This is a genomic window from Streptomyces sp. HB132, from assembly GCF_016909575.1.
Classification (GTDB): Bacteria; Actinomycetota; Actinomycetes; order Streptomycetales; family Streptomycetaceae; genus Streptomyces.
The window spans coordinates 295,649-308,135 of sequence record NZ_JAFBGA010000005.1 but is presented as its reverse complement, the minus strand read 5'-3'; the positions used below and the strand labels follow the sequence as shown (position 1 = coordinate 308,135).

The following is a 12,487-nucleotide window of genomic DNA, read 5'->3' as shown; positions in this document are numbered from 1 at the left end:
ACCCTCACCACAACGGAGTGAAGCAATTATGAGAACCATGACCAGACGCGCGATGCGTGGCGTCGGCCTGCTGTGCGCGGCCGCGCTGAGCCTCACCGCGTGCGGGTCCTCCGACGACGACGCCGCATCGGAAAAGACCGTAAGGGGAAGTGATCTCCGGGCGGCCCTCAAGGAGGGCGGTTCCATCACCGTGTGGGCGTGGGAGCCGACGCTGAAGAAGGTGGTCAGCGACTTCCAGAAGAAGTACCCCAAGGTCAAGGTGAAGCTGGTCAACGCCGGTACCGGCAACGACCAGTACACCGCCCTGCAGAACGCCGTACAGGCCGGATCCGGAGTACCGGACGTCGCGCAGGTCGAGTACTACGCCCTGGGACAGTTCGCCCTCGGCAAGTCCCTCGAGGACCTCAGCCGCTACGGCGCCGGAGAGTTCAAGAACGACTACTCGCCGGGACCGTGGAACTCGGTCACCGTCGACGACGCCGTCTACGCCCTGCCCATGGACTCGGGCCCGATGGCGCTGTTCTACAACAAGAAGGTGCTGGACAAGCACCAGATCGCCACGCCCACCACCTGGGACGAGTACCTCGAGGCGGCCCGCGCCCTGCACGCGGCCGACCCGAAGTCCTACATCACCAACGACACCGGTGACGCCGGGTTCACGACCAGCATGATCTGGCAGGCCGGCGGAACCCCCTTCAAGACCCGTGACACCGACGTGACGGTCGACCTCACCGCCGACAAGGGTGTCACCGCCTTCACCGAGGTCTGGCAGAAGCTCATCGACGAGAAGCTCCTGGCTCCCGTCAGCTCCTGGAGCGACGAGTGGTACAAGGGCCTCGCGGACGGCACCATCGCCACCCTCGCCACCGGTGCCTGGATGCCCGCCAACTTCGTCTCGGGTGTCGAGTCGGCCTCGGGTGACTGGCGCGCGGCCGCGCTCCCGCAGTGGGAGAAGGGCGGTGAGGTGAGCTCCGAGAACGGCGGCAGCTCCCTCGCGGTGATGAAGGCGGGCAAGAACAAGGACCTTGCGTACGCGTTCAACGAGTACGCGAACCACTCGGACGGCGTGCAGGCCCGCATCGAGGCCGGCGCCTTCCCCGCCACCACGGCCGACCTGTCCTCCCCGTCGTTCCTCAAGACCACCTTCCCGTACTTCGGTGGCCAGAAGGCGAACGAGATCTTCGCCCGCTCCGCCACCCAGGTGCCGGAGGACTGGTCCTACCTGCCTTTCCAGGTGTACGCGAACTCCATCTTCAACGACTCCGTCGGCAAGGCGTACGTCTCCGACACCAAGCTGGCCGACGGTCTGAAGGAGTGGCAGAAGGCCGCCGTCGCCTACGGCAACGACCAGGGCTTCAGCGTCAACAAGTGACGTCACGCCGCTGAACCGGCATGGGGCGGTCGCCCGTCCGACGGGCGGCCGCCCCATGCCGTACTCGCACCTCGTATCCGAGAGGATCATCATGACCCCCGCCTCCGAGCGCCACTGGCTGCGCCCGCCCTCCGACGACCGCCCCACGAGCTTCGCCTACGGGGCCGACTACAACCCGGAGCAGTGGCCGCGCGAGGTGTGGAAGGAAGACGTCCGGCTGATGCGCGAGGCCGGGGTCACCATCGTCTCCGTCGCCATCTTCTCCTGGGCACGCCTGCAACCGGCCGAGGACCGCTGGGACTTCGCCTGGCTGGACGAGGTGCTCGATCTGCTGCACGACAACGGGATCGCGGTGGACCTCGCCACCGCCACCGCCTCGCCGCCGCCCTGGCTCACCACCCTGCACCCCGAGATCCTGCCGGTCACCCGCACCGGTGAGACCCTCTCCCAGGGCGCGCGACAGCACTGGCGGCCCACCTCGCCCGTCTTCCGCAGATACGCGCTGAAGCTGGTCGAGGTCATGGCCACCCGCTACGCGGACCACCCCGCCGTGGTCGCCTGGCACATCTCCAACGAGCTCGGCTGCCACAACATCTACGACTACTCCGACGACGCCGCCCAGGCCTTCCGCGACTGGCTGCGCAGCCGCTACGGCACCCTGGACGAGCTCAACCGGGCCTGGGCGACCTCCTTCTGGTCGCAGTACTACGGGGACTGGGCACAGATCCAGCCGCCGCGACTGGCCGCGAGCCACGCCAACCCGACCCAGCAGCTCGACTTCAAGCGCTTCTCCTCCGACGTGCTGAAGGACTACCTCCGGGCCGAACGTGAGGTCCTGCGGCGCATCACACCGCAGATCCCCGTCACCACCAACTTCATGGTGATGGGGGAGACGAAGGGAATGAACTACCCCGACTGGGCGCAGGAGATCGACTTCGTCTCCAACGACCACTACGCCCACCCCGGCCCGCAGCGCCTCGACGAGCTCTCCTTCTCCGCCGCCCTCACGCACTCCATCGCCCAGGGCAAGCCGTGGTTCCTGATGGAGCACTCGACGAGCGCGGTCAACTGGCAGCCCGTCAACGTCGCCAAGCGCGAAGGCGAACTCGCCCGCGACTCACTCGTCCACGTCGCCCACGGAGCCGACGCGGTCTGCTTCTTCCAATGGCGCCAGTCGGCCGCGGGCGCCGAGAAGCACCACTCCGCGATGGTGCCCCACGCCGGCCCGGACAGCGAGTTGTTCCGTGCGGTGACGGCCCTCGGCCGCACGCTGGAGACGCTCACCCCGGTCACCGGCTCAGTGCGGGAGCCGGCTCGCGCGGCACTGGTGTACGACTGGGAGTCCTGGTGGGCCGTCGAACGCGACTCCCAGCCGTCCTCCCTGCTGAGCTACAGGCAGGAGGCGCTCGACTGGTACTCGGCGTTCCTGGCCCTCGGCGTCCGGGTGGACGTCGTCACGACCGCGACCGACCTCACCGGCTACGACTTCGTCGCGGCGCCGATCCTCAACGTCGTCCCCCTGGCCCTCGCCGAGAGGCTGGACGCCTATGTGCGCGGCGGTGGTCATCTCGCCACCACCTACTACTCGGGTGTCGTCGACGAGAACGACCACGTCCACCTCGGCGGATACCCGGGAGCGCTGCGCGATCTGCTGGGTATCCGCATCGAGGAGTTCGGCCCCCTGCTCAACGACGTGGAGGTACGGCTCGACAACGGCCTGACCGGCACGCTGTGGACCGACCGGATCGACCTGACCGATCCCGAGGTCACGGTTCTCGCACGCTACGAGGACGGGGACCAGGCCGGACGCCCCGCGGTCACCCGGCGTACCCTGGCGGACGGCGGTTCGGCCGCCTACGTCTCCACCCGGCTGGGCAGCCACGGGCTGCCCGACGTGCTCGGGCCCCTGCTGTCCGGCGCCGGCGTGCTCAGTGAACTGCCCGCCGCTGTGCGGGGGCAGGTGGAACTGACCGTACGGACCGACGGCTCGCAGGCCTACTGGTTCCTCGTCAACCGCACGGACGAGCCCGTCGCGTTCGACGCGGTCGACGGAGAGGTTCTCACAGGGCCCTCCCCGGCCACCGGGGGCGGTCTGGTCCTTCCCCCGCGCGCGGTCGCCGTGCTCCGCGTGGCGTCCGGGGCCTCGCCCTTCGCGCACACCACCCTGCCCGGGCAGACCGTCGGGTAGCCGGCCGCACGGCGCTCCGGGGGCGGGAGGTCCCCCGGAGCACCTGGCCCTACATGTCAGGCGGAGGCCGTGAACCGATGTGTGCCCGACCCGACGGCGAAGACCGCGCACCCGTCGTCCAGCCGCAGGAAGGCCGCGGGGCCCCGGCCCGCACTCCGCTCGTCACCGCCCGGCACCCAGACCTCGGCGGTCGTGTTCGCGGGCAGCGCGACCCTGAGCGCGAAGCCGCCCGGGTCCTTGCTCCAGCGGGTGGAGACCGGCCCGTACCGTGAGTCGAACCGGCCCTCGGCCCGCGTCACCCCGCCGCCCGGCCGCGGCCGCACGACGACCTTCCGGAACCCGGGGGCGCCCGGGGCGATACCCGCGATGTTCGCGTACATCCATTCCCCGACCGAGCCGTACGCGTAGTGGTTGAAGGAGTTCATCCCCGCGTCCTGGAAGCTGCCGTCGGGCCTGATCGAGTCCCAGCGCTCCCACATCGTGGTGGCACCGCGGTCGATCTGATACCCCCAGCTCGGGAACGTCCGCCGCAGCAGCAGCCGGTAGGCGACATCCGTGTGGCCGGTGTCCGTCAGCACGGGCAGCAGCCGTGGTGTGCCGAGGAAGCCCGTCGACAGATGCCAGTCCTTCGCCTCGATGAGCGCCACCAGGCGGTCCGCCGCCGGCCCGCGGTCGTCCTCCGTCAGCAGGTCCATGGACAGGGCCAGCACATAGGCCGTCTGTGTATCGCCCTTCACCCGTCCGCCCGCCGAGACGTACGCACCGCGGAAGGCGTCGCGCACCCGGCCGAAGAGCGTGCGGTAGGGCCCGGGGTCCTTGCCCAGCACCTCGGCCGTCCGCGCCACGAGATCGGCGCTGTGGGCGAAGTAGGCCGTGGCGATGACGTCCTTGGGTGTCTCGTCCTCGATGTTGAGCCAGTCGCCGAACCCGTCGGCCGGGCGCAGCAGTCCGGTGCTGTGCGCCTCCAGGTACTCCAGCCAGCCGAGCATCGGGGACCAGGACTGCTCCAGCACCCGTACGTCGCCGTACGCCTGGTACAGGGCCCACGGCACGGTCACTCCGGCGTCCCCCCAGCCCGCCGCGCCGTGGCCCACGTTCGGCAGGTCGGGTGCGACGTGCGTGAAGGCGCCGTCGGCGGTCTGGGCGTCGCGCAGGTCGTACAGCCACTTGGTGAGGAAGCGCGCCGACTCCATCGTGTACGCGGCGGTGGGCGCGAAGACGTTGATGTCACCGGTCCAGCCGAGGCGTTCGTCGCGCGCCGGGGTGTCCGTCGGGATGGAGAGGAAGTTGCCGCGCTGCCCCCACGTGATGTTGCTGTGCAACTGGTTGAGCAGGGGGACATCGGTCGTGAAGTCCATGGTGAAGGGCGCCGAGGTGTGGATGACCCGGCCCACGATCGCGTCGCGTCCCGGTGTGCCCGGGTATCCCGTCACCTCGACGTAGCGGAACCCGTGGAACGTGAAGCGGGGCTCGTAGGTCTCGCGGCCGCCGCCCCGGAGCGTGTACGTGTCCGTCGCGCGGGCCGTGCGCAGATTGGCCGTGTAGATCGTGCCGTCCGGATCGAGCACCTCGGCTTGCCGCAACCGCACCGTCGTCCCGGCCGGTCCGGACACCGTGAGGCGCGCGGTGCCCACCATGTTCTGGCCGAGGTCGAACACGAACACACCGGGCTCCGGTTCGGTCACCTCGCGGACCGTCAGCTCGCGCTCGACACGGCAGGCGCCGTCCACTTCGGCGACGAGCTCCGCCGTGACCCCGTCCACGCGGTCGGCCGCGAGCCAGCCTGACGCGTCGAAACCGGCGCGTGTCCACCCGTCGGTCTCCAGCCGGGCGTCGTAGTCCTCACCGGCCATGAGATCCGCCGAGGTGACCGGCCCGGACGCGGCCCGCCAGTCGGTCCCCGACACCACGCGCTCGGTCGAACCGTCGGAGTAGGTCACCTCCAACTGGGCCAGTGCGGAGGGCCGCTCGCCGTACTGATGCGGTCCGAACCAGGCGATGTTCCCCGCGTACCAGCCGGACGCCAGCGTGATCCCGAGTGCGTTGCCGCCCGGCGCCAGCAGACCCGTCACGTCGTACGTCTGGTACTGGACCCGCTTGCGGTAGTCCGTCCAGCCCGGGGCGAGCCGGTCCTCGCCGACGCGCTCGCCGTTGAGGAACACCTCGTAGAGACCGAGGGCCGTCGAGTACAGCCTGGCCCGTGCGACGTGCTTGCGGCGCAGCCGGAACTCCCTGCGCAGCTGGATCGCGGGGGAGTACGCCGTGACCACCTTGCCCCAGGGGCCCGAACCCCAGCGGGCGAGGACCTTGGCGGCGGGCCATGCCGCGTCGTCGTAGGTGCCGGAGTGCCAGTCCTCGGGGGGTTCCTCGTCCGTGGCGCGCCAGCCGCCGTCGGTGACGACCGTGGTCGTGCCGTCGGCGGTCGTCAGCTCCAGCGCTCCGAGGAGTCCGGCGGGGCCGGTGACGGCATTGGACGCCGATACGGCGATCACCTGGACGCCGGGGGAGAGACGGGCCGTCACATCCACGAGGACGGGGCGTTTCCAGTTCTCGGCGGGGCCGTCCGCCTCCGTGTGTGCCACCTGCACGCCGTTCACCCGTGCGGTGAACCCGTCGTCGGCGCTCATGACCAGGCGGGCCCGCGTGACGCCCTCCGGAACGTCCACCCGGCCGCGGAACCACCGGGTGGCGGCCGGTGCCTCGACGGTGGGATCCCCTTCGGGGAACCAGATCCACGAGGCGTCGTCCAGAGCGGGCGTGCCGGTCAGTGCGGAGGGGGCTGCGATCCACCCCGCCGACCAGTCCGACGCCTCCAGCAGTCCGGTCTCCCACCAGGACGGCTCGCTCCACGCGGACGCCCGGCCGTCCGTATCCCAGACCCGCACGGACCAGAAGTAGCGTGTGCGGGAGGCCAGTGCGGGCCCGGCGTACGGCACCAGGACCGAGTGCGCGGATTCGACCCTTCCGCTGTCCCAGACGTCGGGGTTCCCGAGGCCGGCGGCGGCCGTGGCCACGCGCACCTGGTAGGCGGCCTGGGCCGTGCCGGGACTGTCCGACGCGACGGGCCAGCTCAGCCGCGGCCGTGGGGTGTCCAGGCCCAGCGGACGGTGTACGTACTCGACGGTCGGCCCGGTGACGCGGGCCCGGGCCGCTGCCGACTGCGTCGGCCGGGTCGCCCCGGCGGCGGGAACGGACACCGCGGCGAGCGCGACGCCGGCGGCGGTGGTGCTGAGCAGTCGTCTCCTGCTGATCACAACGCGGCTCCGTAACGATGTGGGGGTGAATCGTTTCAGTTCTCGTGAAGCTAGAGTTGTGACCAGTCCCTGTCAAGGCTTCTGTCGCGATGAGGTCCTTTGCGGCGCGTCGGTTGCGAGCCTGCCGCGCGAGGCATTGACGCCCCTGTCGAAGCGGGTCTACCGTCGCCCACAGGAGGGGTTGAAACCTTTCACGAAACCTTTCGCGCCTAGCGCCGAATGGGCCTGTCCCGGGTACCGATCGTTGCGCTGTCCGGCTGACGCGGCTCAGGCCCGCCGGGGATGTGGACGAAAGGTCAGGTGTTCGCACGTCGCGGACCTGACGGGTCCGCGACCCGCTCCTCCGTCTCAAGGGAGAACGCATGCGCCTGCGCGCCCACTGGGCACCGGCCGCTCTGCTGCTGATCGCCCCCCTGATCAGCACCACCACGGCCACGGCCGACACCGGCGAGACTCTTGTACCCGTGCAGAAGTCGGCCCGGGCCGTGCCCGGTCAGTACATCGTCACCCTCGCCCCCGAGCAGAAGCCGGCCGCCATGGCCGAGCAGCTCGGGGTCAGCGCTCTCTTCACCTACAGCAAGGTCCTGCACGGCTTCGCGGCCTCGTTCACGTCCGCTCAGCTGGAGCAGGTGCGCGGTGCCGCGGGGGTCCAGGCCGTCGAGGAGAACAGCGAGGCCTCCGTCTCCCCGCCCGCCGCCGAGTCGGCCGGGAAGCGTGCCGTGGCCGGGAGTTGGGGCCAGGACCGCATCGACCAGCGGAATCTGCCACTGGACGGCATGTACGACGTGGACGGCACGGGCCGGGGTGTGACCGCCTACATCCTCGACACCGGCATCGAATCCGCCCACAGCGAGTTCGGGGGCCGGGTGGGTGCCGGATACGACGCGATCGGTGACGGCCGCAACGGTGAGGACTGCAACGGTCACGGGACACACGTGGCCGGAACCGTGGCGGGCGCGACGTACGGCGTCGCCTCCGCCGCGTCCCTCGTGCCGGTTCGGGTGCTCAACTGCGAGGGTTCGGGCACGTGGGCCGGGATCATCGCCGGCCTCGACTGGATCGCCCGGAACGCCGAGCAGCCGGCCGTGGTCAACGCCTCCCTCGGCGGGCCCGCGTCATCGGCGGTCGACGACGCGTTCGACGCGCTCGCGGCGGAGGGCACCCTGCCCGTGGTCGCGGCGGGCAACGAGGACCAGGACGCCTGTGACGTCTCCCCGGCGCGTGCCGACGGCGTGCTCGCCGCAGCAGCCGGAGACGACCAGGACCGGCAGGCCGCGTTCAGCAACTGGGGCACCTGTGTGTCGCTGTACGCCCCCGGTGTGGACATCGTGTCCGCGCGTCTCGGTGGCGGCTCCACGACGCTGAGCGGAACATCCATGGCCAGTCCGCACGTGGCCGGTGCGGCTGCTCTCTACAAGGAGCAGAACCCCGACGCGACACCGCAGGAGGTCGCGGACTGGCTCGCCGGGGAGGCGACCCCGGGCGTCCTGACGGGTCTCGGCTCCGGTTCGCCCGACCGGCTCCTGTACACCGGCGGTCTGTGACCCGGCCGGCTTCATCGGAGCGGGGCCCGTGTACCGCGGGCCCCGCTCTCCGGCGTGCCGTGGAGCAGGTGTTTTCCGGCCGCTTGCAACGGTACGCAAAACTCTTACGTCATGTGACGACGCCTTTCATGGCGGCGGTTGATGGGTGGTCTTCCCCGCAAACTAGCCTCACACGCGGCCTTCGGGCAGCTCTCGCTTCACCGAGTCGTGTTCCGGTTTCCGTCGGAACCGTGGATGCTCTCCGCCTTCTCTGCAACTATTTGACGGCAATGCGCAAAAATCAGCTCGACGCGCGCAGAAAGCTGTGCTAGAGGGCTGTGCAGTCAGGGCCGTGTCCTCGGCGCCTCCCGCGCCGGGGGCACCCCGTCGTGCGTAACCACTTGCAGCGAGAAGTTCGAGTCTTGCGCGCAGCGGTCTCCAGGATCGCCCATAGTCCCACTGTTCGTGCGGAGTCAACGGTGGCGGGGCGGTCGGAGCGCCGTATCTCGATCGCCCCGTACGGGCCGCGTAGGGGTGTTTCCTCGGCGGCGCTGGGTCAGCACTGCTGGGCGCGTCACCACATGCGGAACGCTGTCAAACATTTACGAGAACTGCGCGCGATATTGCGTTCGCTTGTTGCCGGTGGTTGAGTGTGGCGCGCCCCGGCAGACAGTCGGCCGAGGCCTTCCGCGCTCATGCCCGAAGGGGACCACCGATGAGAAGTGCTGGGTTTCGCCGTACCCGCCGTGCCTCCGCTGCCGCTGTCGTCACCGCGCTCGCCCTGACCGCCCTTGCCTCCTGCGGCACGAGCAGCAGCGGTGACGGGAACGACGACTCCGGCACCGGATCGTCCGATCCGTCGGCACCGCTCGATCCGAAGGCGAAGGTGACGCTGTCGATCGACTGCATGCCGCCGGCCGCGAAGGCCGCGGAACTGCGCGAGTGGAACGAGGACGTCAGGACGTTCAACAAGAAGTACCCGAACGTCAGGATCGACGGGAAGTCGACGCCGGGTCAGTGCCTGGAGCCGCCGCGCTTCACGGCCATGCTCAAGGGCAAGTCGCAACCGGACGTGTTCTACGCGTACTTCACCGACCTCCAGCAGGTGCTGGACAACGACGGCGCCGAGGACATCTCCGCGTACGTCAACGACACGTCCGTCCCGGCGCTGAAGGACATCCAGCCCCAGGTGCTCGACGTCGCCCGCAAGGACGGCAAGCTCTACGCGCTGCCGACCAGCAACTACACGATGGGCCTCATGATCAACCGGAAGCTGTTCACACAGGCCGGGCTGAATCCTGACACCCCGCCGGCGACCTGGGAGGAGGTCCGGACCGCGAGCAGGAAGATCGCGGCTTCGGGCAAGGGCATCGCCGGGTTCGGCGAGTACAGCGCCGGCAACAACGGAGGCTGGCACTTCACGGCCACTCAGTACGCCCTGGGCGGCGACGTCGTGGACGCGAGCGGCAAGAAGGCCGCGTTCAACGACGACAAGGGCAGGCAGGTCCTCCAGCAGTTGCACGACATGCGCTGGAAGGACGACAGCATGGGCAGGACCCAGCTGCTGAAGTGGGGCGATCTGCAGAAGCAGATATCCACGGACAAGCTCGGCATGTTCCTCGCCGCACCCGACGACATCGCCTACATGGTGCAGCAACTCGGGGCGCAGTACCAGAACTTCGGGCTCGGACCGATTCCCGGCGGCGAGGGCACCCTCTTCGGCGGCAACAACTACATGATCAAGAAGGGCAGCTCGCCCGACAAGATCAAGGCCGCGGTCGCCTGGCTGAACTTCAAGAACCTCACCCCCGGCAAGGGCCAGTTCGCGTGGGCACGCACCAAGGCGGACCAGTTGCCCGTCGGACTGCCTCAGCCCAACTTCTTCACCGGCGGGAGCAAGGTGAAGGACGACGCCGACCGCGCCGCCAACGCCACGATGCCCGTCGAGAACTTCAAGGCGTTCATGGACAACCCCGTGCAGGGCAAGGCCGAACCGCCGAAGGCCCAGGAGATCTACAAGATCCTCGACAACGCGATGTCCGCGGTCCTGACCAACGAGGACGCCGACATCGACAAGCTGCTCGACACCGCCGAGCAGCAGGTCGACCAGGTCCTGGCCAACCAGTAGCGGACGTGCGGAGGCCGGGCCGGGCGGGCCCGGCCTCCGCAGCATCCGGACCGCCCGTCCGCGAGCGACCGCACCGGCACCGAGGAGAGAGCATGTCGGCCCCCACCCTGTCCACCGGGAAGGCGAGCGCACCGCCTCCCGCGCACCACCCACGGCCCACCGGGCCCGCCTCCGCCCGCGAGGAGTTCGTGCGCGCCGTGCGCCGCAACGTCACGGCGCACGGCTTCCTGATCGGAGCCGTCCTCTGCTTCTCCTTCTTCTCCTGGTATCCCATGGTCAGGGAATTCGTCCTGGCCTTCCAGAAGACCGAGGACGGCGAGACGACCTGGGCCGGCTGGTCCAATCTGAGCTACGTATTCAACGACCCGGCCTTCTGGCAGGCATGGCGCAACACCGCGCTGTTCACCGTCCTGGCGCTCCTGCTGGGCTTCGCGGTCCCGTTCGTCGTCGCCGTCGTGCTCAACGAGTTCCGGCACGCGCAGGGATACCTCCGCCTGCTGGTCTACCTGCCCGTCATGCTGCCGCCGGTCGCCTCGGTCCTGCTCTTCAAGTACTTCTACGACCCCGGCTACGGACTCTTCAACCGCATCCTGGAATTCCTCCATCTGCCCGCCCAGCAATGGCTCCAGGACCCCGGCACCTCCATGCTCTCCGTCGTCATCGCCTCCACCTGGATGAACATGGGAGGGGCCACGCTGATCTACCTCGCCGCCCTCCAGGGCATCCCCGGGGAGCTGTACGAGGCGGCCGAACTCGACGGCGCCGGGCTGTTCCGCAAGATCTGGCACGTCACCGTCCCGCAGACCCGGCTCATCCTGTCCCTGCTGCTGCTCATGCAGATCATCGCGACGATGCAGGTCTTCACCGAACCGTTCCTGCTCACCAACGGCGCGGGGCCGGAGGGCTCCACCACGACCGTCGTCCACCTCATCTACCAGTACGCCTTCAACTTCAACAACTACGGCGGAGCGGCGGCCCTCGGCCTCCTCCTGCTGGTCGTCCTCGCGGGCTTCTCCGCGGTGTACGTACGCCTCAGCCGCAGCAGCGAAGACTAGGACGGGAGAACGAACGATGGCATCGAACACGCTTGTCTCCCGGCGGGGAACCGGCAGGGGGCGCAGGTCCCGCCAACGGGACGCGGACCAGGGCCGCCCGAGGACCCTGATTTCACCGGCCCAGCTCGGCCGGCGCCGGGGGAAGCTGGTCTACTGGATCGTCTTCGCCCTGGTGGCAGTCGGCTTCACCCTGGTGTTCCTGGGCCCGCTGTACTGGATGGTCACCGGCGGTCTCAAGACCACCCAGGAAGTCGTGCAGAGCCCGCCCACCGCCTTCCCCTCCTCGATCCACACGGAGAACTACTCCCAGGCGTGGACCGTGATGGACCTGGCCCAACTGCTCCTCAACACCCTCTACTACGCGTTCGGGGCACTCGCCTTCCAGCTCGTCCTGGACGTGGCCGCCGCCTACTCGCTGTCCAAGCTGCGGCCGGTCCTCGGCAAGGCCATCCTCGGCATGATGCTGGCCACCCTGATGATCCCCGCGACCGTCCTGGTCGTGCCGCAGTACCTCACGGTCCTCGACGTACCGATCTTCGAGCGCAACCTGCTCAACTCGCCCTGGGTGATCTGGCTGCCGTCGGTCACCAACGCCTTCAACATCTTCCTGCTGAAGCGGTTCTTCGACTCCATCCCGGGCGAACTCCTCGACGCCGCGGCCATCGACGGCGCCTCGGCCCTGCGCACCCTGCGGTCCGTCGTCCTGCCGATCTCCCGGCCGATCCTCGGCGTCGTCTCCATCTTCGCGGTCGTCGGAGTCTGGAAGGACTTCCTCTGGCCCATGCTCACCCTGCCGGACCCGGGCAAGCAGACCCTCAACGTCGGCATCTACTCGCTGTCCAACGGAGTGCCCCAGAACGTCCTCATCGCCGCACTCACCATCGCCTCCGTCCCGACGCTGCTCATCTTCCTGATCTTCCAGCGCAACATCATGGGCGGTCTCACCGCGGGCGGCCTGAAGGGCTGA

The 12,487-nt window shown here is 69.2% G+C and carries 7 protein-coding genes; 6 read left to right on the top strand and 1 reads right to left on the bottom strand.

The window, feature by feature from the left end; genetic code table 11:
- Nucleotides 1-28: 28 nt before the first annotated feature.
- Nucleotides 29-1,372, top strand: a complete 1,344-nt coding sequence (locus JOC24_RS14720; RefSeq protein ID WP_205020697.1) for an ABC transporter substrate-binding protein — start codon at nt 29-31, stop codon at nt 1,370-1,372.
- Nucleotides 1,373-1,463: 91 nt separating this feature from the next.
- Nucleotides 1,464-3,560: a beta-galactosidase gene (locus JOC24_RS14715; protein WP_205020696.1), complete on the top strand. Its 2,097-nt coding sequence runs from the start codon at nt 1,464-1,466 to the stop codon at nt 3,558-3,560.
- 56 nt (nt 3,561-3,616) lie between these two features.
- Here JOC24_RS14715 and JOC24_RS14710 read toward each other — a convergent pair whose 3' ends face one another.
- Complete coding sequence (locus JOC24_RS14710; RefSeq protein WP_205020695.1) at nt 3,617-6,814, bottom strand: alpha-L-rhamnosidase; 3,198 nt, start codon at nt 6,812-6,814, stop codon at nt 3,617-3,619.
- A 362-nt stretch (nt 6,815-7,176) separates the two neighbouring features.
- Here JOC24_RS14710 and JOC24_RS14705 point away from each other — a divergent pair, with 362 nt between their 5' ends.
- The 4 genes from JOC24_RS14705 (at nt 7,177) to JOC24_RS14690 (ending at nt 12,487) form a co-directional block, all read left to right on the top strand.
- On the top strand, nt 7,177-8,358 hold the full coding sequence (locus JOC24_RS14705) for a S8 family peptidase (protein ID WP_205020694.1): 1,182 nt from the start codon (nt 7,177-7,179) through the stop codon (nt 8,356-8,358).
- A 694-nt stretch (nt 8,359-9,052) separates the two neighbouring features.
- The gene (locus tag JOC24_RS14700; RefSeq protein WP_205020693.1) at nt 9,053-10,465 is read left to right on the top strand and encodes an extracellular solute-binding protein; all 1,413 of its coding nucleotides are present in this window, start codon (nt 9,053-9,055) and stop codon (nt 10,463-10,465) included.
- Nucleotides 10,466-10,557: 92 nt separating this feature from the next.
- The gene (locus tag JOC24_RS14695; RefSeq protein WP_205020692.1) at nt 10,558-11,520 is read left to right on the top strand and encodes a carbohydrate ABC transporter permease; all 963 of its coding nucleotides are present in this window, start codon (nt 10,558-10,560) and stop codon (nt 11,518-11,520) included.
- A 16-nt stretch (nt 11,521-11,536) separates the two neighbouring features.
- Nucleotides 11,537-12,487: a carbohydrate ABC transporter permease gene (locus JOC24_RS14690; RefSeq protein WP_205020691.1), complete on the top strand. Its 951-nt coding sequence runs from the start codon at nt 11,537-11,539 to the stop codon at nt 12,485-12,487.

Excerpts from the sequence above, each read along its gene's own strand:
- JOC24_RS14720 (WP_205020697.1), top strand. The coding sequence starts at position 29 with ATGAGAACCATGACCAGACGCGCGATGCGTGGCGTCGGCCTGCTGTGC.
- JOC24_RS14715 (WP_205020696.1), top strand. The coding sequence starts at position 1,464 with ATGACCCCCGCCTCCGAGCGCCACTGGCTGCGCCCGCCCTCCGACGAC.
- JOC24_RS14705 (WP_205020694.1), top strand. The coding sequence starts at position 7,177 with ATGCGCCTGCGCGCCCACTGGGCACCGGCCGCTCTGCTGCTGATCGCC.
- JOC24_RS14700 (WP_205020693.1), top strand. The coding sequence starts at position 9,053 with ATGAGAAGTGCTGGGTTTCGCCGTACCCGCCGTGCCTCCGCTGCCGCT.
- JOC24_RS14695 (WP_205020692.1), top strand. The coding sequence starts at position 10,558 with ATGTCGGCCCCCACCCTGTCCACCGGGAAGGCGAGCGCACCGCCTCCC.
- JOC24_RS14690 (WP_205020691.1), top strand. The coding sequence starts at position 11,537 with ATGGCATCGAACACGCTTGTCTCCCGGCGGGGAACCGGCAGGGGGCGC.